This is a genomic window from Nocardia sp. NPDC057663 (assembly GCF_042799895.1).
In the GTDB taxonomy this organism is placed as follows: domain Bacteria; phylum Actinomycetota; class Actinomycetes; order Mycobacteriales; family Mycobacteriaceae; genus Nocardia.
Genome location: NZ_JBHVHX010000033.1, coordinates 1 through 23,187 on the forward strand (window position 1 = coordinate 1; position 23,187 = coordinate 23,187).

The following is a 23,187-nucleotide window of genomic DNA, read 5'->3' on the forward strand; positions in this document are numbered from 1 at the left end:
GGCGTCGGTACTGCCACGACCGCGTTCACCCAGCTGGTGTGGTCGGTGAGGGGTTGGCGGACTGGGTGGCCGGTGGTCGGGTCCCATAACCGCACCGTCCTATCGCTGCTGCCGGTGGCCAGCAGGGTCTGTCCGTCCGGCATCGGTACCGCCACGAGCGCTCTTACCCAGCTGGTGTGCCCGATGAGGGGTTGGCCGACTGGTTGGCCGGTGGTCGGGTCCCATAACCGCACCGTGCCATCGGGGCTGCCGGTGGCGGCCAGCAGGATCCGCCCGTCCGGCAATGACACTGTCCCCAATGCAACTACTGGACTACCAAAGTTCGCCACAATATTGCTGACGACCCGCCACTTCGACCACAGAGGCCGAACTCGCAGATTGGGCGTGTGGTCCCCAACGGTCCGTTCCCTGGGCGAGATCGCGATATCCAGACTCAGTGCCCGCGCCTCAGGTCCTACGTCGAGGACGAATGGTTCCAGTCCCGACCAGGCGGCCAGGGTCGTGGCTTCGAACTCCGGTTTTGCTGGGATACCCACGTAACTGCGCACCCTGCCGCTGGTCTCCCACGGCAGGAACGACGCGGGGACGTGCTCGTCGTCGAGCACCGCTCCTTTCGCTGCATGAGTCACGAGTTCCCGGCGAATGTAGGGGTGCGGCGGGATCTCGTCGGAGGTAGGCAAATGTGCGCGCAGTGCTTTGCTGATCCTGGCCTGAACTGCGACCTCGTCTCCTGACTCGGCTGGGTCGGTCACTGTCGTCCCTCTCGTAGTGCATCAGGTTGGGAACGCAGAACCTCGCGGAGCCGTTCGTGCACTGGCCGATACGTGACGATCCGCTCGTCTACATCCCGGGTGAGGTATCCGATCAGAGGACCCCCCATTACATGGTTGATCGTGCCGTCGGGTAGCGGTCGGTCGAGGACTGCGGCTGCCATCACCGACCAGATGTCGCCGACCGGAACGCCAGCACCTCCGGCGAACGCGGCGGCGCGCAGTACCGCCAGCAGTGCGTCGGCGTCGTAGTGGTCATCGGCGGCGTCGTGGATATCGCGTCGCAGCAATCCGACGGTGCCGTCCGAGAGTGACTGCAACCAGGTCGCGTCGTCGAGTGGTTGTGGTACGTCGAGGCGGCGTAGTCGTTCGCCGACGAGGCGGGCGTCGAGAAAGGACAGTCCGATTCGGTCCGTGACCAGGTTCGCGAGCTGCTTCCGTCCGGTGGGGCCGGCGCGGTATGCCGGTGCGCTGGTCAGCAGTGCTTCCAGGTAATCGGCGATATCGTTGGTTGTCTCGGGCCCGTCAGTACGTAACGTTGTGACGCCGTCGGCGGCGACCTTGGTCAGCTCGGGCAGCAGGCCGTGTCCGCCTCGGAACGGTGAGCCCGCTGCGGAGGTGTCGCTGCGGACGCCGATCACCCATCGAATCCTGTGTGCCCCGTGCTGATCGCGCCAGCCCGCGAGCGGGCTCACGACCTCCGGGAGCAGCAGCATCGGCTGCACGGCCTCATCCAGACCATCCAGCACGATCGTCAATGTCCGCCCCGTGTCGATTAGTTGCTCGCGCAAGCGATTTCGCAACCGTTGTGTGTTCGCATGGTCTGTGGCCGTCGGCGTGATTCCGATGGCGTTCAGGATCTGTTCGAGGATCGCGGGTGCACGCTTCTGACGTGCCAGGACAGCGATATCGACCGAGCCGACCGGTGGCAGTGATTCGGTGGGGGCGGTCTCGACTGCCTGGGCGTAGCGCGGGTCGAGGCGGAATTTCGGGTCCGACAGTGTCACTGCTCGCGCGATGATCGCTGACTTCCCGGTTCCGGCAGCGCCGGTGACGATGAGCATGCCCGCTCCGGAGCGAAGGAAGTTCGCGACCTGTTCGGTCAGGGTCCGTCGACCGGCGAAGTACCAGCCGGGATCGTCGGCGGTCACCCGGCCACTGGCACGATCGAGCCAGTAGTCCACTTCGGCGCGGGAGTCGGCGACCTGGCGTCGAGCATCGTCGACAGTGGAGTCGAAAGGCGTATATCCGGGGTTGGGTAGGCACAGATGTGGGTCGTCGGTCTGCTCGCCGAAGACGAGCTTGGCTCGGACCGGGGACCGGGTGTCGGGGTCGGACGATGATGCGGCTTTGGCGAGCTCGCGCATGAAATCACCGATGCTCAGATGCGATTCCGCGTACCCGCCCTGCAATAGGGTCGTGCGGACCGTCTCGAGCACTCGGGTGAAGTCGAGGATGCCGGGCCGCTGGTCGAAATCGCCGATCGTGAACACTTGCAGCGAGCTCAATTCGCGACGGGCCGTCGACAAATCCTCCCAGTGCTTCGCGAGCTCGGCGCGCAAGGTCCCGGAGTGGCACGAATTCACGATTACCAGCAGGTGCTGCGCCTGCGAGCCGAGGATCGCGGTGACGACATCGGCGGTGGGATAGGCGTGGGTGTATTCGTCGGCGGGCGTGGCCGGCAGCATCAGGTAGTGGCGGCCGCTCTCGGCTTTACGTCCGTGCCCGGTGATGTACAGGACCGCGACATCCTCGGCGCTGAGGAAGCGTAGCCCCAGATCGTGTACTTGGTTCTCGACATCACGCCGGGTGGTGACGTTGGTGCGGCAGTGAGCGGTGAAGGCTCGCTCCTTCAACTGGTCGTGGCACCACCAGTCCTGAACCACCCGGATCTGCTCGTCGATGCCGTCGGCGAACTGCCCCCAATCATCGTCGGGGTAGTCGCGGGCGGCGATGACGAACAGGGAGCGCGTACCAAGAGCCTGGTCGGTCACACGAATTCCCCCATCCGGTCAGCTTCCGGGTGATGATATCGACTGTGTCGCATGAATTTACGTTTCCCGCAGCGAAACCCGACGACCTGCCGCAGCGGCCACTGATCGAGACTCTGACACTCGACCCCGCGTCTGGTTCGGACCGGGTCATCGATGACTGTGTGGTCGTCGTGCCGGGGATCATGGGCACCGAGCTGATCGACATCGGGACCGGCAAGAAACTGTGGGGGCTGGAGCCCCTTCTGATCGCGCGGATGTGGGTCGCTCTTTCCAATCGGTTGACCCCGCTGGCCGTTGACCCCCAACACGCGACGGTCCGACCCGGGCACCTATTGCGGACACCGACTTTCGCGCCGTTCTTACGCGGGATCGAGCCCTACACCAAGCTGGTGCGCGCACTCGAGCGCATCGTCCGGCACCCGTCTGCGGTCTTGGAATTCGGCTATGACTGGCGACTTCCTGTGCGTCACAACGCACTCCTGCTGGCGAAGCACATCGACGCCCACGTGGACTGGTGGCGGCGTGTGTCCGACCGTCCCGACGCGCGGGTGCATCTCGTCGCTCACTCGATGGGGGGACTGTTATGCCACGAACTGTCCGCGATGTCCGGTGCCACCGACCAGGTCGGTGCGATCATCACCCTCGGTACACCATTCGAAGGGGCCGCGAAGGCGGCGGTCATGTTGGGTACGGGGAAAGGAGCGCGGCTGCCCGCGCGGCGGCTCCGGCAGGTCGCGGTGACCATGCCGGGCATCTATGACCTGCTGCCGAGCTATCGCTGCGTGGATACCGGCACCGATGTGCGGCGGCTGACTGCGAGCGACATCACCACCCTCGGTGGTTGCCCCGATCTAGCGAAAGATGCCTTCGCGCACCGCGCCGAGCGCGCTACAGTTCCCCTGCCACGACATCGGCCGCTGATCGGAATCGAGCAGCCGACAATCTGCTCTCTCGGGTTCGATTCGGGTCGCGTCGAAGGACTGCGCTACACGTTCGATGTCGATAGCATGGGGTCACTGGTGCGCGACGGCACCGGTGACCTCCGTCGCCTTCCAGGGCTCGGCGATGGAACGGTTCCCCGGAATTCGGCACTTCCGCCCCGCAATGTGGTGCTGCCGCACGAAGCACCGGATGTGTCTCCCCTGCCACAGCAGCACGGTTTGATCGCCAAGACCGACGAGGCGATCGCCTTCGTGAAAGACGTTCTGCTCCACCGCGACGCGGACCTCGGCCCGCGGCTCGGCGACGGCGATATCGGCATCGACACCCCTGACATCGTCACCGTCGGTGAGGAATTCGACATCGCGGTCGAGGGAGCGGCCAAGCCGAACGACATCCGGTGCGAGGTCACCGAAATCGGCACCCGCCTGCCCCGACGAGCCGAGGCACACCGCCGCGACGACCGACTCGTCGTATCCACCACCGTCTACGAGCCCGGTCTGTACCGGGTGCAGGTCGGCGGCAGCGGGACTTCCCCGGTGGAACAGATCATCATGGCGGTGGACACCGACCGATGACCGATGGCCCCGAGTTCTTCCCGATGGCGATCGGGTGGTACCGAGAACACGGCGAACTCCGTGTCGCTACCGAACTCGGTGCGGTGCTCTCAGCCGCTCGAGACCTTCAACGTTGGCGTCCAGGACTGGAACGTCGTTGTGGTAGAACGCGGCGCGGACAATGTTCAGACGCGAATCAGTGCGTTCCGCAAGACCGAACATCCCGCGATGATCCTTTACCGGGTCGGCCACGGCTGGACGAACAATGCTGAGACTGCCGTCCTCTACCACGCGAACAGCGAGCGGGAAGGCCGCGATGTCGGTTTGACGCCCACTGATCTAGCGAAGGCCATTGCGGGCCGACTGGACGCCGACGACAGGTGGGTGATCGTCCTGGTCGATGCCTGCGGATCCAAGCGCTTCTCGTCGGCTTCCACGGTCATCGGTGTCTTGCCGGTCGCGGCCTGGCACCGATCGTCACGGCCCACCACTCGTGCGCTGGCCTTGAAGCATAAATCGCAAACCGGCGAGGTGGGGCTATCTCCTTGCGAGTGCTCGGTCAGTGTTGTCGAGAAGCTGGCTTGCTTGGCGAGGAAGAAGGGTATTTGCAAGAGTGCCTACCGCTAACCATCGGAGCCGCAGGAGCTCCGCTCGCTGGTTCGGCCTGCGTCCGCGGATCGTGAAGTGGTCACCTGCTATCGGACCGCAACAGCGGCGGTTGCACGTGGCGTTGACGCCGCACCGCCTCGGCTGAAGCCGATCTTAAAGGCCAGTGGACCTCGGCAATCCTGTCGGTGGGGACAGCGATGATGCCAGAGTGTCTCTGCGCTACGAACGAACTCAAGCTGATGTCCGAAACCTTGACACGTGGCTGAGTGAGTTTCAGCTGAACGGTGAATTCTCCATTGAGGTAACCGCTGCACTCACGGACCAGGTCGCCAAATGGGGTGAGAGCCAGGGCTGGGATCCGCGGTTCGAAGTCCCTAGCCTGATGACCTTCGTCAGCAAGGCGGGCAAGACACGCCGAGGGCGACTCGACATCGTCTTCGACCGACCCGGTCAGCCCGCGCTGGCAGTCGAGATCGACAGCCGAAACAATGAACGTGCGCTCGCCAAACTGGCTACCGAGGCCTCCGGCCGAGGAAGCGCGGCCATCTGGTTGAGATGGGGTCCCCGTGATGCGGCACCCCATAGCTACACCGGAGCCAGCGGTCTCGATCCCAGCCTGACGATCCCGCCGCCGATCGTGATGGCCTACCTCGATGTCATGTGCCACAAGAAGCAGTACTACCGTCCGTCAATCGAAATCCAGGTCAGGCCGCCGACCAGTGTTGAGGAGCTCGAGGCTGCTCGTACAAGGAACGGTGGCTGGACCCGGGATCAGCTGGCGGAGTGGGGGATTCCGTTTCCGCCGCCCAGTGGGTGGCATGGCCGACTTCTACGGGCGATCAGGCAGCAGACTCCACAACTTGAGGAAGGCGAACATGCGGACGGCTGAATAGGCTGTCGCGCAATGTTTCTGTCACCTACGGTGGCGGTCGAACTGCTCGGAGACCGCGAGCAGCATCGGCAGAAGGGAACGGCCGCATGCCCGATCACTTCCAGTACGCGCTCGTCATCGAACTAGGCGAGGAGTCACCCATCGGCGACGTGGTCGCAATCGTCTCCGCTCCGGAGCTACCCATTCCCCGCGTCGGCGAGTTTGTCGACTTCGAGCTGGGTGAACTCAGGCTTGAGGTGCGCGAGGTGCGCCACAACCTGACGCGGACTACCGCCTCGCCAGGAGTATGGGTAATCACCCGCCCTGCTGGACCGCTACCGGTGGAGAGCTACGCCGATTTGGACGGTTGGTTGAGTGGCTATCCGGCTATTCATGCGGGGCAGCACGACTGAGCCCGAGCCGTCGGCCGCACAAGCTGCCTACAATCTGGGGACTGCGGTTGGCCGAGTTCTCGGCCCACGCTCAGTCTTGCCGACGGTAGGCACCGCGCCGGCAACCTCGTCGGTATCGAGGTCGGGGGTCTCCGGGGAACCCGTGATGCGTCAACTATCTCGTGTCGGTAGCGGGCTTCAAGGCGCCGCCATCTGCTGGACGTGGGGGCTCCGAATAGGCAGATGTCAGGGTGGGATGCCGCTTCATCACCCCCAAGTGCTGCACCCGGATTCGGTCCGACTTTCGTCAAGATGAAGCAAAACTGCGTGAATCTTGCGAAAAAATAAAGCCTCCTGGTACTGTTCTCGGCATCTACTTGAGGAGGGTCCGATGGATTCAGGTCGTCGGTGGGCGCTTGAGACTCTGGGGGAGTATGGTCCCCGGATTCGGTCCGAGCTCGCTGAGATGGTTCTCGCTGAGCATGTCGCGTCGGTGGATGCACAGGAGGCATCTGGGCACCGATCGCAGAGCGTGTACGGAGAATTCTGGCGCGGGATCCTGGAACGGTGCGAGCGTCTCGCAGACCTGCCTGGTGTCGTCATGGAGCGTCCTGGCAATGCGCCTTACCGGGTGTTGGTGGTCAATGGCGTCGCGGTGTTTCCGTGGCGCTTCGGCAAGCGCTCGACCGACGAACCGACGGCCGCGTTGTTCGGCAGCTCTGCTGCCCGGTTCGCACTGGCGAACATGAAGCCGCGCCCGGTGCAGGGGATGCTTGACCTCGAACTTCCGGACGCGGGCCTGTCAGACGAAGAGGTGGCGTTCGTCAAGATGCTCCGTGCAGCGGTTGATTTGCCTGCTGTGACTTCGGGCAGGCTCGTCGTGGTAGCGATTTCGAGCTCGCGTCGAGGACTCCATTCCGCGGAATGGGGTGAGGTCACGCTCTCTGACGACGGATACATCTCGTGGGAAGGGTTCCACGAGAGCTTGACGGCAGTCGCGCCGACCAGGCCCGTTTCCACCACTCCGAGCGGCGACTTCACCAGTGGCGCAGTGCCTCAGAAGCTGAAGCCTGCCGACTCCGATGCGGTGAACTTCGAAAACGATGACCGATAGCCCCGATCAGCCGCAGCTCGAACTGTTCGTCAACGCGGACAGGCCACGCCTGTCCGCAGTGGTCGACAGTTTCGAGCCCGCGCGCCTCACTCAAGCTCGCGTGTTAGCGGAGATGACGAAGGCGGAGCTCGCGGAGCAGGTGGGCGTTTCAGCCGCCGCGATCGGGCAGTATGAGTCGGGAGTGAACAGACCTCGGACAGACCTACTTCCGGTCCTGTCCAAAGTGCTGGGCGTGCCGATCGAGTACTTTGCCTCGGGACGTCCGATGGGTCGCCTAGATGCAGCGAATGCCCACTTTCGCAGCTTGCGTTCTACCCGGGCTAAAGACCGGGCAAAAGCTGCTGCTCACGCAGAGCAAATTTGGGAGCTGACGTGCGCGCTCGAGAAGCGTGTCCGATTCCCCGACGTCGATCTGCCAACTGTCGCTGAGGGTTCCAGTCCAGAAGCTGCGGCTCAGGTGTTGCGAAGCTACTGGGGGATTCAACGGGGCCCGGTACCTCATCTCGGCGCGTTGATGGAATCGCGTGGCATTGTCGTGTGTCTGATACCGATGACTGACGATGCTGTTACTCGTGTCAGTGCATATTCGACCGACATGTTGGGGCGCCCGCTGGTGGTCATCACGCCCGAGAAGGTTCGATCGGTCTACACCTTCCGGTTCACCTGCGCCCACGAACTCGGCCACCTTCTGCTGCATGCGAATCCGTTGCCGGGAGACCGGCAACAGGAACGCGAGGCCGACCAGTTCGCGGCCGAACTTTTGACCCCGCGTGCTGAAATCGAGCCGTTGCTGCCTAGAACGATGCGGCTGGCTGCCCTGGATGAGCTTGGCCGCCAATGGGGCGTGTCGATCGAGTCGCTGATCTACCGTATGGGTGAACTCAATCTCGTTACCGAGACATCGATTCGTCGAGCGCATCAGCGTCTTCACGGAACGGCCGATTTTCGCCGGGATGAGCCGCTGACCTCGTACCCAGGTGAGATTCCGACGCTACTGCGTGACGCGGCCGATGTTGCCGACCGTCACGGATTCAGTCGAACAGACCTTGCCAACGAGCTGTGCTGGACCGAGCGTCACGTAGCAGATGCCCTCGGTGACGATGCCGATTCCCGGCCCAGGCTTTCGATCGTGAGATAGCCGCGACTACCTCCAACTTCGGATGGTTACCGGCGAACACGGCAATGATCGGGTCTCGTTGTAATAGGTGATTTGGTTCTGTCGCGGGCCGGTGGGTAGCGAAGCGCGACGATCGGGGCGCGCTGTCGCGCTGAGTCACTCGAATGCGCGGAATCCCCGTGCGTCATGTTGGACTGGTTGCGCAGCCGTCGACGATCGCGATAGGTGAAAGTTGCACAGTTGCGACCCGTGACAAGCGTTCCTTGCGGGTAGGGAGTCGAACGTACTGCGGCCCCGAGGCCGCGGAATTGGTGCCTCGGGACCACGACATCCTTCGCTACGCCGGGATCAGCTCGGCGACGAGCTTCTCGATGCGCGTACGGATTTCGTCGCGGATCGGACGAACCGCCTCGACGCCCTTGCCCGCCGTCAGGGCCGAGTGTCCGCTTCCGCTGCCGTCATCGCCATCGCCATCGCCATCGCGAACATCCCACGCACACCCGTCGACTCGTAAGGACGTCGTGATGACCGCCTATGGCGCGGTGATCGTCGGAACAGGCCAGTCCGGCCTGGCCGACGCTCACCACCCGCATCACCCAGTTCGCCGAGCAGATCCGAACCGGGCTGACCGTTTCGGCCTAGGCGACATCGACTGTCCTCACCGGCGTCGCGCGCTGGGCCAGTCCGGAAGTGGCAAAGGCGCCAACACCGGTGGGGTAGTCGACTGGCCCTCGGCCAGCGGATGAACCTCACCGGTAAGCGCCGACAGTGCACCCGCGACCTCGTGTGCAGTGGCCCGAACATAAGTCAACGTCGCCCCACCAGGGGTGTACTGGATCGCATGCGCGGCATACGCCCGCGCAACAGCGAAGCCGAAGTTCCGCTCCACCCACGTCAAAACCGTATGCCGAAGCCAATGCGTACTGATCTGCTGCGTAGCCACCCACGGCAGCTCTCGGCCCGCGCGCATCCACAGATGGTCATACCGACGGCGGGAGATCGGACGGCCATGCCGGTAGCGCAACAACTGCTCACCCGGCGTGGCGCCCCGATCGGCATGGGTGGTGAGCATCGCCAGCAATGTCGACGAGACCGGCTGCCAATGAACCGTCCCACCCTTCCCACGCAGCTTCACCAGTCGCTGCCCCACGTCCAAGTCCGAGGAACGCAGCGCGAGCGCGCTACCGGTGCGGCACGCGGTCTCGAGATGCAGGCGTAGCAGCAGTGTGTCGAGTTCCTTGTCGTCGCCGGTCGTGGTCACCGCCTCGATGATCGCGCCGAGGCGATCGGCGGCGATGGCACCGCGTGGGCTCGGAAGCCGGCGTGGCTTGGCCAACTCCGTGGCAGCGTTGACCGTTCGGACATAACCGTCGCTGGCGGCATAGCGGTACAGATATCGCAGCGCACCGACCATGTGCTCGGCAGCCGACCGACCATCGCGGGAATTGCGCCGATACACCGCCCGGGCGCGGGTCTGCTCGACCAACGCCTGCATCTCCAGCGTCGTCGGGTCGTCGATACGCCGCGAACCCCAGTCATCGCGCAGCCGCTGCCAGTACGGCCGGTAGGTCCGCAGCGTTCCCATCCGGACCGTCGGGATGATGCGCGCGATGTACTCGTCGAAAGTCGGGACCGGTCCGGGATTCGATCTGGACACCAGGTCTTCGGCCTGAACACCGAGCTGCTCGAGAAGCCTTCGCGCGATCTCGTGCGGAGACTCGGTCATCGCCGACCCCGGACAACCTCGACCACAGGAAGATTCCGCTGAGCTCGCCATTCCACACCGCCGAACGGAGATCGAGAAAAGCCATGACAATTCATCGGACAACCTTTCTGTTCTGCCCGATCAATGGCTCTTCCACCTTCCAGTAGACCTGAACTCGACCACTTACGCCACCAAACCACGGATGCTGTCGACATCGAGGACTCCCGTAACACACACGCGCACTGCATGATTACCGTCACCGACATCCGGCCGACTCGCCTGCGCCGGCACGGCCCCGATATCACCGGAAAATGCATCACTCCGCTGAACCGACACCTCCGCAATCCATCCCGCCGTACCGCAACTCACACGCCGACCAAACATCCACTCCCCACCTTCGCAGCAGCTATCACGCCACCCACACCCCAACACCCACTCTCTTCCTTCTCCAACGATCAGACATCTTGCATCTCAGGGCCAACCCCGTACCGTCAACGGAGAATCGACCGCAGCGCGCCCGCTGGAACTGTTCGAATGGGTCGGATTTCCAGGGTTTCTCGGACCGCGAGCTGGACACAATTCGGTCACGCTCGGTGTCGAAAGTTGTCCAAAGTTGTCGAAAGTTGCCCATCACTGCGAAATGTGACCTAGTTCGCATCAATTCGTCCTTGCGGCAGTCGAATTTACGGCTGCCTCATGGAGTCATGGTCGCGACTATGCACAAGGTCGCCGCGGGCAACGGCTACGAGTACTACATGCGACAAACCGCCGCCAACGACAAAACCGCGTGCGGGCGCGCCTCCCTGTCGGACTACTACAACGAACACGGCGAAGCCCCCGGAACCTGGTACGGCACGGGGCTTTCCGCGCTCGGCATCACCGAAGGTTCCGAGGTCACCGAAGACCAGATGAAGAACCTGTTCGGGGCCGGGATGCACCCCAACGCCGAACAGGTCCGCGAACGCGTCAAAGCCCAGCATCTCGATGCCGGAATCCGGCCGGCCGAAGCCGCCCGCCGCGCCGAGAACGCCACCAAACTAGGCAACCGGTACGCGGTCTATGCCACGGTTTCCGACTACCGACAGGCCAAGAGGCAGGCGTACCGCGACTACAACACCGACGCGGGAGCGTGCGTCACCGCACACATTCCCGACGACATCCGCGCCCGCATCCGCGCCACCGTCGCCACAGCCATGTTCACCACCGAGTACAACCGGCCACCGCTGGACGCGCGCGAACTGTCGGGATGGATCGCCAAGAACTCGCGCCCGGACCGTGCAGCGGTCGCCGGTTACGACTTCACCTTCAGCGCCGTGAAAAGCATTTCGGTGTTGTGGGCGATCGGCACACCCGCGATTCGGGCGATCATCGAGACCGCCATCCGCCGCGCGGCCAACGATGCATTGACCTGGATGGAAGACAACGCGTTGTTCACCCGACTGGGCCGCAACGGTGTCCGGCAAGTCGACGTGCAAGGCATGATCGCGGCCACGTTCGAACATCGCGACTCCCGCGCCGGTGACCCCGACCTGCACATCCACGTCTTGGTAAGCAATCGCGTGCTGACCTCGGACGGCAAATGGCGCACCATCGACGGCAAGACTCTCCACGAAAGTACCGTCACGGCCTCGGAAATCTTCGACACGCGCCTTGAGCACCACCTGGAGATCGCGCTGGGAATCCGGTTCGAAACCCGCCCCGACCGCACCCCCGATCAAGTCCGCGTCCGTGACATCGTCGGCGTGCCCTTGGAGCTGATCCACCACTGGTCGAGGCGCGGGGCCGCGATCACCGACCGACTCGACTCCCTCACCGCTAAGTGGCAAGCCACGATCGGGCACGAACCCGGCCCCGGTGACATACACCGACTGGCTCAGCGCGCCACCTTGGAAACCCGCCCCAAGAAACATGTTCCGGGTTCTCGTACCGAGCAATGGGCCACCTGGCGCGCCGAAGCAGAAGCACTGCTCGGCGGCCCCGATGCCGTAGACGACATCCTTCCGCGTGTCCTGGCAGCCGTACCCATGCCGCGCCCGGTTCCGGATCGCATGTTCATCACCCACATCGCAGACCAAGCGTTGGCAGCCGTGTCGCAGCGGCGCGCAACCTGGCGCGAGTTCAACCTGCGCGCCGAAGTCGAACGCCAACTACGCGGCAACGTCGCGCCTGCCGACTGGTCTCGTGTCACTGATGAGGTTGTCACGCAGTCGCTTTCGCCGTCCGCGGCCCTCGCGCGCGGGGACCCCGACGTGACCGAGGAACCCGACCTACGCGCGGTCCCGACCTGGCTACGCCGCCGCGACGGCACCCCGATGCACACCCGCGCGAACTCCCGCATCTACACCACCGAAGCGGTGTTGGCCGCCGAAGCCGAACTCATCGCGCTCTCGATCGAACCCGGCGGGCGCATCCTGAACCCCACCCACATCCTCGACGCGGTCGACGAATACAACAGCGCCCACCCCGATCAACCGTTGAAGCCCGGCCAGGTCCGCGTCATCGAATCCTTCGCGAACGCCGGACTGCGCGTGCACGCCGCCAACGCTCCCGCCGGAACCGGCAAGACCACCGCTATGCAAGTCCTGTCCACCGCATGGCGATCCAGCGGCGGAACTGTGCTCGGTATGGCTCCCACAGCCGCGGCCGCGTCCGTACTGGGTGAGTCGATTGGTACGCGCGCCGAGACCGTGGACAAGCTTCTGCACGTCATCGACGCCCATCAGCCCGGCGCGATAATCGGTGAGTATCTGCCGTTCCTGCCGCAATGGGTACTCGACATCGACGACACGACGTTGGTGATTGTCGATGAACACGTCACCTTGCCGACCGCCAAACGCCTGCAACTGTTGCGGTATCTGACCGATCGGGGCGCGACCGTGCGATGCATCGGCGACGACCAACAGCTCCCAGCGATCGATGCCGGTGGCGTCGATGCCGACATGGCCCACGCCTCACCACAACAGACACCGACGCTGACCGAGGTGGTGCGGTTCGCCCATCGTGGGGAAGCGTTGGCCTCGAAAGGGCTACGTGAAGGCGACCCGACCGCACTCGCGTGGTAATTGGACAACGGCCGCATCCACGCCGGACACCTCGGCAGCGTCTACGAAGACACCTACCAAGCATGGGCCGCCGACACCGCCAACGGCTCCGATGCGGTCATGCTCGCACCCACACACGACATCGTGACCGCTCTGAACGTGCGTGCCCGAGCCCACCGTATCGCCCACAGCGACCCACCCACGGGCACCGCCATCGACACACACGTCTTCCTCGGTGACGGGTTGGTGGCCTCAGCCGGTGACACCGTGCGCACCCGCCGCAACGATCCCCGGCTCAGGTTGAGCGAACACGACTGGGTACGCAACGGCTACACATGGACCATTCGCGAGGTCTACCCAGACGAATCTGTGACCGTTGTCCGGCGCGTACACGGCCGCGATACCGCCGACTCGGTGCGCTTGCCGGGTGAGTATGTGCGTGAACACCTGCACCTGGGCTACGCCGCCACCATCGATTCCGCGCAAGGCGTCACCGCGGATTCCTGCCATGTCGCCCTGTCCGGGCGTGAGTCACGCCAACAGTTCTACGTCGCGATGACGCGCGGGCGCCACACCAACCACGCCTACATCGCCACCGCACTCGACGGCGCCGAAGGTGACATCTACACCGTGGCCGCCCACTACCCACGCACCGCTGTCGAACACCTCCACCACATTCTCGACCGCGACGGCACCCGCAAATCCGCCCACACCGAACTCCGCGACGCCCTCGACCCCGCCCGCCGCATCGGCCCCGCCGTCGACATCTACCTCGACACCCTCGGCATGACCGCCGAGAACGCCATCGGCACGGGGCGACTCGACACCATCGACCGCATCGCCGACCGCCTCGTTCCGGGACTGACCGACAGTTCCGCGTACTCGGTACTACGCCAGCACTTGGCCATGCTCGCACTCGCCGGGGCTGACCCGATCACCGAACTACGTATCGCGATCGCCGCGAGGGAACTCGACACCGTGACCGACCCCGCCGCCGTGCTGGACTGGCGACTGGACACCACTGGCAACCACTCTGCCGGACCCGGCCCACTCGCCTGGACGCCCGGACTTCCTGTCACCGCGACTGACGCAGCCGACCCCGACACTCTCGCGCCCGTGCAGGCGCGGGAGCGGATCGTTGCCGAACTCGCCCGACAGATCAGCGACACTACCCGCACATGGACTCCCGGCACCGCCCCCACGTGGGCGCGACCGCTACTCGGCCGAGACCCTGAACTACTCGCCGACCTCGCCATCTGGCGCGCAGGCTTGCACGTGCCCGATTCCGACCACCGCCCGACCGGACCCACCCGACACATTGCGGTAGAGCGCGCTCACCAACAACGGTTGCAACGCCGCATCCTCGAAGTCGACGGCAACACCCGGCTACCCCAACACCGTTGGGCGGTCACCGTCGAGCGCATCGACACCCGCATCAGCGCCGACCCGACGTGGCCAGTCATCGCCAGCCATATCGACGCCGCCGCTCAGGCCGGCATCGATGTCGAGCAGCGGCTTACCGAGGTCGGCCGGGCTCGGCCACTACCCGATGAGATGCCCGCCGCCGCCCTCTGGGCACGACTGGACATCGACCCTGCCGACCTGGACACCAGCGAAAGCCCCTTGACCGACGACGCACCCGGCACAGCCATCGATGATGCGATCAATGCCGCGTTCAGTCCCAGAATATCGGCAGCCGACCATGATTTCGACGCCGACTATGAACCCGAAACCTATCGGGACTACCAGCCGGGACATGGCTACGATCTGGATTGATAGCCGTCTGCGATGCAGTCTCTACCTGCGGCCATGGTGTTGAGCAGCGGCTCCACCTCGGCGAGGAACGGATCGCTGCTGACAATATTTCCCTCCTTCAGTTTGCCGATGAACAAGCTTGCACCGCACCATGATTGCGAACGTGCCCGACGCTTGAACCGGTGCCGCCCTGGTCGGCGAGCTGATGCCAAGCCGACCCGCCTATAGGCCAGGGATACCTAGGTGGGAGTGCGTGGGCTGATCTTGTTGAAAGCGTGAGTGGACTGCGCCCGGTTCAACAGGACGCGAGCATCGTGTCCATAGGCCGCCTCAGCGGCGAGCAGGTCGAAGGTACGTTCAGCGAGGGCGATTTCCTCGGCACTCGTAGCAGTGACAAAGCCGGTGACGGTTGCGATGTCAACGGCTGCCTGATCGGAGATATCGAAATTTGTTGCCGGAGTGTGGAGTTGGCTGTCTAGGGGAAGTAGTCCAATTTCGACGTTCTTGCGGGTCTCCAATGTTTCCAGCAGGAATTGGGTCTGGGCTGCCATTACGGTCGGACTTCCTACGGTCCGCAACAGTGCAGCCTCACCCATGAGCAGCCGGAATCGGTGACTCGGCGAATCGAGGATGGCTTTCCTCTGCAACAGGGCGGTAGCGGCGTCTCCAGCGTCATCCGGCACTTGGAGCACCGATGCGCAAGCGGATAGGACGGCACCCGCGTAGTCAGGCGTTTGCAGGAACACCGGCACCATATCGGCGCTGTATACGCGCCGATTGGTGGCGGTGTGGTCGAGGAGGACAAGACTGCGTTTCAGGGAAGCCAGACCACCGCTGCAGGTTTCGTACCAGCTGGTGTAGAACATCGGCCTAACCTTTCGTCAGTGATTGACGACTTTGGGAGTTGTAGGGAGAAATCTCTCAGAGATCGGGGGAGCGCCCAAGTGGGAGCCTTCAAGTCGGGGCACGCATGGGGCAACGAAGCAACGGGCTGCAGGCCCCCATCTGGGCCTGATCACCACCCGAAATTCCGGATAGCGTCCCGGAACGGTGATGCGGCACCCGGAACGCCCCGGCTCTTCGATGAGTACGCACTCGATCCTCATCCCGTGCCTGCCTCCTGTGTCGATAGGCAGGCACGAGCACACTCGAGAACGATCGCGCCGGATGGCCGGAACGCACTGATGGCTGGCGATATCCAGGTCCTAGCCACAAGCGGATCAGACGCGGGAGACGGTAGAGCGATATCACCTTCTCGGATTACGACAACCCTTGCTCTCCAAAGCCGTGCCACATCGGCAGGGTCTCCACTGGGTCGAATGTCGGTGCGCACGAGAAAAGTCCACATCGCCGCTCTCGGGTGACTGATGATCGACAGCGGGGCGACACCGCGATGATCGAGCGCAATCCGAACGCGCTGGGCGAGATCGGCTGGCATCATCACCGCACCGATCAGCCCCGCCCGCATCGTAATTCGACCCGACTGCGGATCGACGACGGTGGGCAGCGAACACACACGACGGTAGAACTCGCAGCGTGACCGCGGCGTTTCTGCATACGCGGCCGCCGACGCACTGGTTGGCGTCATCGTTGTTCCCCGTCGAGATCGGCCGCATCACCGAATGGGTCAACGGGCACGGTTGCAGTCTTGATCCATCCCGCTTCTGCCATCGCCTCGAGAACCTCGACCAGCGATCGCACGTTCGGCACGTCGGCAGCGAACGACGGCATCGGATCTTGCTGTGTCACTGCGACTTCCCGACCAGACAATCGCGGCCGGGCGCCATGCTTTGGATGCGTCGGTTCAAAAGCGGCGAAGGTTGGGTGTATGGCACTGTCGCCTCCTGGTCAGATGTCAATTGGATGCTCCCGCCGCCGGGGGCTTTCGCCATCAGGAGCAGCTCACTGAGCCCGATGTGGCCGGGTCGCCCCGCCATCGCCCCGGCGGCGGGGCCGAAATGAACAATCGCTGCATCCCAGCGTCACTTTGTCCCGCCGCGGGACAACGCACCGACCAGCGGGGAAATGGCCCGTACGATGTGGGTTGTCAGTGTCATCGACGGGAGAGTTCATGGACGCGGACCGCTACATCGGCCAACAGGTGCGCGCGATCCGAGCGCGTCGGGGCATCTCGCAGCAAGTGCTGGCGGACCGGACAGGGCTGAGTCGTGGCGCGATCGCCAAGTACGAGAACGGGGAACGCCCCATCGACTCTCGGCGAACAATGCTCGCCCTGGCAGCGGCCCTCGGTGTCACCATCGGGGACCTGACCGGCCATGAGCAAGACAAGCTCGACCCGTCCACAGCTGGATTTCATGCCGCAGTTCCCGAGCTCGAGACTGTTCTGTGGTCGCGCGGCAACGTCACGGATCTCGGCCCGCCACGCACCATAGATGAGCTGGCTACACTCGCCCGTACCGCGACCGCACTGCGTAACGACTGCGACTACGCCAGACTCGGGCCGATCCTCGCACCCATGCTGACCGACGCCTACCGCCAAGTTCGCGACGCAGAGAGCAACAACATCGAGCGAGCGTGGGACGTGCTTGCCACCGTGACCTACGGCGTCGCCTCGGCGCTGCGAGCAAGGGGTTATCACGCGCTGGCCTGGACCGCCGCGCAGGAGTCCGAACGCGCCGCCGCACACGTCGACGGTGTAGCGCCGATCGCAGCGGCCGCGTTCGCCAGAGGGCAGATCATGTTGTCGCGGCCTGGTGCGCTGCCCGCCGCACTAGCCACCACGGCTGAGACCGCCGAGAAGATAGCCGCCGATGTGCGCACTGTGGGCGAGGTCGAAACGTTCGGGATGCTTCACCTGCAAGGTTCGATCGTCGCCGCGACATTGGGCGACGACCCCGAACCCCACCTGAGCGAAGCGGCCGAGCAAGCATCGCGGCTCGCGGGTGCTCGGTCCAGCACGTCGGTGGCGCGAAACGAGTCATTCGGCCCGGCGAATGTGACGCTGTGGCGGATGTCCGCGGCGATGGAGCGACGGGAGCCGGGCCAGGTGCTGGCTCTTGCGCCTACATTGTCGCCAGCCGATCTGCCCAATGACGGCCGACGTGCTCAGTACTTCGTGGAGACGGGCCGCGCGTATGCGATGAAGAAGGACTACCGGGCCTCGTTGTATGCGTTGCTACGCGCCGAACACGCCGCCCCACAGCATGTGCGAACCATGGCCCCCGTTCGGGAGTTGGTCGGGCACATGATGCGGTCGGCACGGCGAGACCTCACCACCGGCGATCTCGGTCGCTTGGCACAGCGAGTTGGAGTTGTCCCGGGCTGACCGCTGCCTACTGTTCTGTGTCGCGGGCTGGCCCAATTGCCTGCGTTAAGGGTGTGGGATCGTGAAAGGGTCGTTCTCCATCGCGTCGATAGTTGACTCAGGCAGACACGGGGAGAATCCCTTAAGGCTCAACGAGCCGTCGCCCTTCCCGGCATCTTGAAGCTGGAGCCCGAAACCGTCCGGCAACTTCGCGGTTGCTACCGCCGAAACATCGTTGACCCCAACCTCCCAGCCCTTGCTCTGCCAGATGGACGGGATTCGTTGAAAATACTCGGAATTCGACCCAGGCGGCAGGCCTGTGATCCAATACCCGATGCTGAGGTAGCGGGGGCCGCTCGACTGAACATTGCCTTCCCAACACGGATTAGGAAGGGCACGCAAGGAATTCAGGGTGCCAAGGTTAGGGTTATCCGGCTTCTTTGACAGTGCTGTACCAGCCGGGAGCTCAGCGAGTACTTCCGACATGTACGCGCGGATCTTGATTTGCGCGTCTACTGCGGTCAGTGACTCGTCCACATGAGGCCCGTCTGATGTCGACCCGCACCCTGCTACAGCTAGGAGCAGAGTCAGCACGATCGGGATGTAGCGCTGGTATTTGCTCACCCGTATGTCACCTTGCCTGGGTTGCCCGCGATGATGTGACCCATGTTGACGAGTGAGGAACTCCCTGGTTCCCAGTACTGGCTGTGGGAGGCGCCACTGTACTCCACGACCGGCGTTCTTGTGCCGGGGTCGGAGGTGAACACCTGGCCGCCGAATTCGGTCTCTGTCGGGTCTTCGCCGTGGCGGTCGACACCTGGAACCAACTCGGGGAGGTTCTCGTAGAGCGGAGTCGGGTCGTTCTCCGCTCGGGTGGAGAACACGTGCTGGTACTGCTGCCCGTCGGGTACACCGGTCAGGCTGAGATCGCGCGCAGAATCGACACCGGCCCCCGGGCTGGCTACCAGCACGATGGTGTCGGCATCGAGCGTGCGTCCCTCGGCGGCCGACAACCCGACGACGGTCGTGCCGTAGCTGTGTCCGAGCACAGTGTTGCGGGATGGTTCACCTTCGTGGGTTACCCGCAGGCCGTCCTGGAACGCATTCAACGCCGGAGCGCCTGCCTGCGCGTAGTCACGCTGCGTCGCATCGCTGACCACCTCAGGCGGCGCGTCGTAGCCCATCCATGCGATGGTAACGGGTTTCGAAGCTCCTGACAGGTTTGCTTGCTCGCTCATGTTGTCGACCCGAACCATGTCGCCCTCGAGCTTGGACGGTTGCGACCCTGTACCGGGGACGTAGGTCGTCACATGAGATGCCGTGTCGGGATTGCCGTCCGCGACGATCGCGTGGACGCGCTGACCTGACTTGTCATCCATTCCCAGCAGCATCCTCGGCTCACCGGAAGGAGACGCGGAGTCGGCAATCTTAGCCGTGGTGGTCAGATCGTCGAGATGGCGCGACTCCTCCATCTTCGCCAGCCACGTCTGATAGTCCGCGACGCTGTCCTCGGGCAGTGTTTGTGCATCGCCCATCCCGGTCGGTGCGACCGACAGGTCCCACTCTGGATGCTCAGCCTTCAGCCGGTCGGCTTCGGCGCGTGCGGTTTGGGCGGCGGTGAGTTGTTCATCGAGGGTGAGCCGGTTGTAGTGGTCACGGTCGGTGGCCGGCATTCCGTCGCGGTTGCCGATGTAGCGATCCTGGTTCCAGAGGGCGTCTTTGTCCTCGTCGGACAGTGTGGTCCACAGATCGTGGAACTCCTGTGTGCCCGCGGGAAGTGTTGACTTGCCGTCCAGAATGTCTTGCACCTGCTGGCTGCGTTCACCCAGGCTGACCTGAATCGTCTGGGCGACAGGCTTGATGGCGCCGACGTTCTCGAACGCTTTCTCGATGGCGACGGTTGTGTCCTCGATCGCCTGTCCCAGACCGAGCAAGGCGGCTTTGATCGGAGGCTCGTAAACGTTCTTCGCGGTGGCGTCGAGTGCGGCTTGCGCGGCCGTGATGTCCTCGGTGTTCGCGTCGGGTAGCGACAGACGAGCGTCAGGCGCGGTGACTGTGCCGTCTTCACCGACGGTGAATTTATCCTTCTCGGCCAGGTCGATCGCCGTGGTCGCGGTGTTCTTTGCGGCGGTGATGTTCGTCTGACCTTCGGTTCCCGCGGTGACCGCGCTGTTGAGCGCGGTGGTGATCTTGCGGCCCTCGGTGACCGTGGTTGTCGTCGTTTCACGGGCACGATCTCCCGCATTGCCGACCCAATAGCTGGTCGATCCCGCGTAATCACGTTGCGCCAGGTCGAGATTGGTGACGAGGCGGTCGTGCAGGGAGTGCCACTCCGTGACTTGGCCGGCCAATGCCCCCGGCTGGATGGCGTAGGCCTGGGTTTTCGTCGCCGGGGCGGTCATGAGCCGGTCTTCCAGGTGGACACGTTGTCGATCTGTAGCTTGGTGGCGTGGTCGGTGTTGTGGAAGGCATCGACACACTTGACCGTGTTGTCGCCGATCGCCTGCAATGCGTCACTCAAAGCACTATTCGCCGAACCAGTTTCGGAGGATTTCGCCGCGCAGACGTCCGCCAGTCTGAAGTCGGCGAAACCGAACCGAACTGCGTTGGCCGCTGAACCGAAGGTACTCGGCGCCACGGTGCCGTAAGCGATGTCGGCCGCGTAGCTACGCATTCCTCGCGCGAGAACGAGTGCGTCGTCGGCGTTGATATTGAGCGAATCAGCGAGACCACTACCCATGACCTATCTCCCCCAGGTGTTTCGGTGCACGAACTGGTCTTCGACGGGTACCTGCCGTTCGACTTCCGCTCGGTCGAACTCATCGCCGGATCGGTTGGCATAGCTGTGCGACAGCGGCCGCTCCGCCAATGGCGCGTTCATCGCATCGACGGTGTGCGCGACCGCCTCGGCAACTCGAGGGTCGGACCGGAACTCTGCCAGCGCGGCGTTGGCGTTCGTCCGTGCTGTGCGCAACGCGTGGGCGGCAAGCTCGGTGATCAGTTTGCTGAGCCCGGCACCACCGAGTACCAGGAGCTTGTCGTCGATATGGACGCTGATCTCACCATCGGCGCTGGCGTGCACCTGGATGAGCCCGTCTGCGGCCGTCGCTGTGGAGCGTGTCGAGGTGAGCGCCGACACCAAAGTTGCTGTCTTCCGGGGGAGTGGATCAAGGGAGGGCGTCATAAGGTTGTCGACTTCCGCTAATTGGGGATCAGGGTCTCAACGGCGCCGACGATCTCACCGATGTGGTCGCATGCGTCCCAATCGGTGAGTTCCGGAAAACTCCCGACCATGATGTGGACGACACCATCCGGTCCGGGCAGCGCGACGGTGCAGGAGGCAGCTGCGCGGTCACGAAAGAGAACTCCAGCACGGCCGTTGGCGGTGAACTCTTCTTCGTCCTCGCGATCACGTATTTGTTGCAGACTGATGTTTGCCGATTTGATGAACAAACCCCCGGTCTGGAGTGCTTGACCACGCACCTCTTCCCTGCGCCAGAATTTGCAGCCGATGAACGCGTAGTCGTAGTTGATGGCATCGGATCGCTCGCGGGTCTCCGGGGCAAATCCGATTTCGGACACGGTGGAGTCGGGAACCTCGACGCAGGGGTCCCATCGGACCGGGTTCGTCGTACCCCGGCCTTGCTGCGGCGGGCCACCCACCGGCGCCGCAAAAGTCTGCTTCGCCGTTGACGACGTGTCCGGCTGGCTGCTCGGCAGATCCGTAGTCTGCGTTGCGCATGAGACCGGCGCCAGTGCCACCGCCAACATGGCTAGCGCCTGACGCCATCGATACCTGATCATCACTGTCCCTCGGTTGCGTTGGCCGCCAGGGCAATTCGGCGAGCATTCAGATCGTCTGCGTCCTCGATCAGGCCCGCAGCCCGGAGGAAGCCTTCCTGGATCTGCATCGCACCCTGAATCAGTTGATCGATCGCATCTCCTGCGGAGCGAGCCTTGTTCCTGAAGCCTTGTTGAAGTTCGGTGCCGGACGGGAGGGTACCGAACCCGCTGGCCTGCTCACCAGCCGCAATCTCGAGGCGCGACGTGCGCAGCCCTGATATATAGATGCCGATCTCCTGCACCGCGGCCCGGGCTGCATCAGGTTCGAAACTGAATTCACCTGCACCGGCGCGTTGCGTGAAAGCAGTGATATCCGCCTGCCCGTAGTTGATCTCCTCAGCCACCGAGACTCCTTTCGTTGGACGAGTCGGGCTCTCGGACGTGTGCGAGCAGTTCGCGAGGAAGTGTCGTCGGCGACACCGGCACAACCCGAGTGTCATGGTCGTCAACGGTGATCAAGTACCGTCCGCTCATCGGTCGGCCTGCGGCGACATCGATGAAGCTCGCATAGCGAGCGGGATGGGGGTGGTCAGTGTCGAGGCCGCGGAGAATGACGAAGTGCCCTTCACCGGAACGGCGTTGGCGGACCAGGTTTCTGATCTGTTCCTCAACCGGCGCTTGCCCATCCGGCATCAACCCCCACCGGGTCGGTGGCTCCTCGCCACGGACCCGGGGAGTAAAACCGAGCATTGCTTCTGCGGCACCCGCCGGAGTCGGCGGGAGGACGGTACACAGCTGCGAAGGGACGTTGGCTCGCCGAATCAGCGTGATCATGATCGGCGTCGATGGCTCGGATGCCGTTGCGTACTGGTGTGCCACGACACCGATAGCCCCCAACGCGGCACCGTGGGCTCGGATTTCAAGTCCACCGGCGAGCTGTCCTGTACAACGCAGCTGGGTGTCAGCGCCCGCCAGAACCGTAAACGCGGCGGACAGGCTTTGATCGCGGCCGTGCGGGTATCGCAGGGGCATCGTGTCGGTGATGAAGCGCTGTTGTTCGCTGGGTGTCGAGAACGTCTCTCGGATCACGATCGGGCTGGGGTAGTCGAACGCGTCAAGGTCGGTTTCGCGTTGCCACAGCGCCGCGAACTCGTCCGGAGTCAGCGTCCACGTCACGGGAATGGTCACCGGGGATCACCCGCTGGTGTACTCGTCTGTGCAGTCCCTGAAAGGCCATGCTGGGCGAGGAGGCTGGCAATTTCGGCGGACAGCGCC

The 23,187-nt window shown here is 63.9% G+C and carries 21 protein-coding genes and 1 pseudogene; 9 read left to right on the forward strand and 13 right to left on the reverse strand.

The window, feature by feature from the left end:
- Together ACFVAV_RS33985 and ACFVAV_RS33990 are read right to left on the reverse strand one after the other, a co-directional pair.
- On the reverse strand, positions 1-605 hold a 605-nt coding region (locus ACFVAV_RS33985), incomplete at its 3' end, for a WD40 repeat domain-containing protein (protein WP_379039750.1).
- A gap of 143 nt (positions 606-748) precedes the next feature.
- Positions 749-2,764, reverse strand: coding sequence for an AAA family ATPase (locus tag ACFVAV_RS33990; protein ID WP_379039751.1), 2,016 nt, complete (start codon positions 2,762-2,764; stop codon positions 749-751).
- 44 nt (positions 2,765-2,808) lie between these two features.
- On the opposite strand from ACFVAV_RS33990, the gene ACFVAV_RS33995 reads away from it, so the two are divergent.
- The 6 genes from ACFVAV_RS33995 (at position 2,809) to ACFVAV_RS34020 (ending at position 8,384) form a co-directional block, all read left to right on the forward strand.
- Complete coding sequence (locus ACFVAV_RS33995) at positions 2,809-4,281, forward strand: hypothetical protein (RefSeq protein WP_379039752.1); 1,473 nt, start codon at positions 2,809-2,811, stop codon at positions 4,279-4,281.
- Positions 4,282-4,341: 60 nt separating this feature from the next.
- A complete protein-coding gene (locus ACFVAV_RS34000; RefSeq protein WP_379039753.1) occupies positions 4,342-4,887 on the forward strand; it encodes a hypothetical protein in 546 nt (181 codons plus the stop codon).
- Between the two features lie 190 nt (positions 4,888-5,077).
- Positions 5,078-5,758 carry a hypothetical protein gene (locus tag ACFVAV_RS34005; protein WP_379039754.1) on the forward strand — a complete coding sequence of 227 codons (681 nt, stop codon included), beginning with the start codon at positions 5,078-5,080 and terminating at the stop codon, positions 5,756-5,758.
- A gap of 89 nt (positions 5,759-5,847) precedes the next feature.
- Positions 5,848-6,153 (forward strand): hypothetical protein, encoded by a 306-nt coding sequence (locus tag ACFVAV_RS34010; protein WP_379039755.1) that lies wholly within the window; start codon positions 5,848-5,850, stop codon positions 6,151-6,153.
- Positions 6,154-6,733: 580 nt separating this feature from the next.
- Positions 6,734-7,246: a hypothetical protein gene (locus ACFVAV_RS34015; RefSeq protein ID WP_379039756.1), complete on the forward strand. Its 513-nt coding sequence runs from the start codon at positions 6,734-6,736 to the stop codon at positions 7,244-7,246.
- Complete coding sequence (locus tag ACFVAV_RS34020; RefSeq protein WP_379039757.1) at positions 7,236-8,384, forward strand: helix-turn-helix domain-containing protein; 1,149 nt, start codon at positions 7,236-7,238, stop codon at positions 8,382-8,384. Before ACFVAV_RS34015 ends, ACFVAV_RS34020 begins: the two co-directional genes overlap by 11 nt.
- Before the next feature lie 316 nt (positions 8,385-8,700).
- Here the strand turns inward: ACFVAV_RS34020 and ACFVAV_RS34025 are convergent.
- Together ACFVAV_RS34025 and ACFVAV_RS34030 are read right to left on the reverse strand one after the other, a co-directional pair.
- Positions 8,701-8,790: pseudogene (locus ACFVAV_RS34025) on the reverse strand (heat-shock protein HtpX); the annotation flags it as partial.
- A 231-nt stretch (positions 8,791-9,021) separates the two neighbouring features.
- The gene (locus ACFVAV_RS34030) at positions 9,022-10,089 is read right to left on the reverse strand and encodes a tyrosine-type recombinase/integrase (RefSeq protein WP_379039758.1); all 1,068 of its coding nucleotides are present in this window, start codon (positions 10,087-10,089) and stop codon (positions 9,022-9,024) included.
- 290 nt (positions 10,090-10,379) lie between these two features.
- On the opposite strand from ACFVAV_RS34030, the gene mobF reads away from it, so the two are divergent.
- Together mobF and ACFVAV_RS34040 are read left to right on the forward strand one after the other, a co-directional pair.
- Positions 10,380-13,130, forward strand: coding sequence for a MobF family relaxase (gene mobF, locus ACFVAV_RS34035; RefSeq protein ID WP_379039759.1), 2,751 nt, complete (start codon positions 10,380-10,382; stop codon positions 13,128-13,130).
- Complete coding sequence (locus ACFVAV_RS34040; protein WP_379039760.1) at positions 13,131-14,885, forward strand: hypothetical protein; 1,755 nt, start codon at positions 13,131-13,133, stop codon at positions 14,883-14,885.
- Positions 14,886-15,103: 218 nt separating this feature from the next.
- Here ACFVAV_RS34040 and ACFVAV_RS34045 read toward each other — a convergent pair whose 3' ends face one another.
- A complete protein-coding gene (locus tag ACFVAV_RS34045; protein WP_379039762.1) occupies positions 15,104-15,730 on the reverse strand; it encodes a DUF5753 domain-containing protein in 627 nt (208 codons plus the stop codon).
- A gap of 718 nt (positions 15,731-16,448) precedes the next feature.
- Positions 16,449-16,595, reverse strand: coding sequence for a hypothetical protein (locus ACFVAV_RS34050; protein WP_379039763.1), 147 nt, complete (start codon positions 16,593-16,595; stop codon positions 16,449-16,451).
- 340 nt (positions 16,596-16,935) lie between these two features.
- Here ACFVAV_RS34050 and ACFVAV_RS34055 point away from each other — a divergent pair, with 340 nt between their 5' ends.
- Positions 16,936-18,150, forward strand: a complete 1,215-nt coding sequence (locus ACFVAV_RS34055; protein WP_379039764.1) for a helix-turn-helix domain-containing protein — start codon at positions 16,936-16,938, stop codon at positions 18,148-18,150.
- A gap of 45 nt (positions 18,151-18,195) precedes the next feature.
- Here ACFVAV_RS34055 and ACFVAV_RS34060 read toward each other — a convergent pair whose 3' ends face one another.
- From ACFVAV_RS34060 to ACFVAV_RS34090, 7 genes are read right to left on the reverse strand one after another with little or no spacing between them, the layout of a single operon-like run.
- Positions 18,196-18,753 carry a hypothetical protein gene (locus tag ACFVAV_RS34060; RefSeq protein WP_379039765.1) on the reverse strand — a complete coding sequence of 186 codons (558 nt, stop codon included), beginning with the start codon at positions 18,751-18,753 and terminating at the stop codon, positions 18,196-18,198.
- A complete protein-coding gene (locus ACFVAV_RS34065; protein ID WP_379039766.1) occupies positions 18,750-20,531 on the reverse strand; it encodes an alpha/beta hydrolase in 1,782 nt (593 codons plus the stop codon). The genes ACFVAV_RS34060 and ACFVAV_RS34065 overlap by 4 nt, the downstream gene beginning before the upstream one ends.
- Entirely contained in the window at positions 20,528-20,869 is a 342-nt protein-coding gene (locus ACFVAV_RS34070; RefSeq protein ID WP_379039767.1) for a hypothetical protein, read from the reverse strand. Before ACFVAV_RS34070 ends, ACFVAV_RS34065 begins: the two co-directional genes overlap by 4 nt.
- Before the next feature lie 3 nt (positions 20,870-20,872).
- Positions 20,873-21,313, reverse strand: a complete 441-nt coding sequence (locus tag ACFVAV_RS34075) for a YbaB/EbfC family nucleoid-associated protein (RefSeq protein WP_379039768.1) — start codon at positions 21,311-21,313, stop codon at positions 20,873-20,875.
- Positions 21,314-21,330: 17 nt separating this feature from the next.
- On the reverse strand, positions 21,331-21,900 hold the full coding sequence (locus tag ACFVAV_RS34080; RefSeq protein WP_379039769.1) for a DUF3558 domain-containing protein: 570 nt from the start codon (positions 21,898-21,900) through the stop codon (positions 21,331-21,333).
- Positions 21,901-21,932: 32 nt separating this feature from the next.
- The gene (locus ACFVAV_RS34085; RefSeq protein WP_379039770.1) at positions 21,933-22,316 is read right to left on the reverse strand and encodes a hypothetical protein; all 384 of its coding nucleotides are present in this window, start codon (positions 22,314-22,316) and stop codon (positions 21,933-21,935) included.
- Positions 22,309-23,100 carry a hypothetical protein gene (locus ACFVAV_RS34090; protein WP_379039771.1) on the reverse strand — a complete coding sequence of 264 codons (792 nt, stop codon included), beginning with the start codon at positions 23,098-23,100 and terminating at the stop codon, positions 22,309-22,311. Before ACFVAV_RS34090 ends, ACFVAV_RS34085 begins: the two co-directional genes overlap by 8 nt.
- Positions 23,101-23,187 lie beyond the last annotated feature (87 nt).

What these genes read in the sequence shown, in the direction of transcription:
- ACFVAV_RS34010 (WP_379039755.1), top strand. Translation starts at nt 5,848, where the DNA reads ATGCCCGATCACTTCCAGTACGCGCTCGTCATCGAACTAGGCGAGGAG.
- ACFVAV_RS34015 (WP_379039756.1), top strand. Translation starts at nt 6,734, where the DNA reads ATGGAGCGTCCTGGCAATGCGCCTTACCGGGTGTTGGTGGTCAATGGC.
- ACFVAV_RS34020 (WP_379039757.1), top strand. Translation starts at nt 7,236, where the DNA reads ATGACCGATAGCCCCGATCAGCCGCAGCTCGAACTGTTCGTCAACGCG.
- ACFVAV_RS34030 (WP_379039758.1), bottom strand. Translation starts at nt 10,089, where the DNA reads ATGACCGAGTCTCCGCACGAGATCGCGCGAAGGCTTCTCGAGCAGCTC.
- mobF (WP_379039759.1), top strand. Translation starts at nt 10,380, where the DNA reads ATGCATCACTCCGCTGAACCGACACCTCCGCAATCCATCCCGCCGTAC.
- ACFVAV_RS34045 (WP_379039762.1), bottom strand. Translation starts at nt 15,730, where the DNA reads ATGTTCTACACCAGCTGGTACGAAACCTGCAGCGGTGGTCTGGCTTCC.
- ACFVAV_RS34050 (WP_379039763.1), bottom strand. Translation starts at nt 16,595, where the DNA reads ATGCCGTCGTTCGCTGCCGACGTGCCGAACGTGCGATCGCTGGTCGAG.
- ACFVAV_RS34055 (WP_379039764.1), top strand. Translation starts at nt 16,936, where the DNA reads ATGGACGCGGACCGCTACATCGGCCAACAGGTGCGCGCGATCCGAGCG.
- ACFVAV_RS34065 (WP_379039766.1), bottom strand. Translation starts at nt 20,531, where the DNA reads ATGACCGCCCCGGCGACGAAAACCCAGGCCTACGCCATCCAGCCGGGG.
- ACFVAV_RS34070 (WP_379039767.1), bottom strand. Translation starts at nt 20,869, where the DNA reads ATGGGTAGTGGTCTCGCTGATTCGCTCAATATCAACGCCGACGACGCA.
- ACFVAV_RS34075 (WP_379039768.1), bottom strand. Translation starts at nt 21,313, where the DNA reads ATGACGCCCTCCCTTGATCCACTCCCCCGGAAGACAGCAACTTTGGTG.
- ACFVAV_RS34080 (WP_379039769.1), bottom strand. Translation starts at nt 21,900, where the DNA reads ATGTTGGCGGTGGCACTGGCGCCGGTCTCATGCGCAACGCAGACTACG.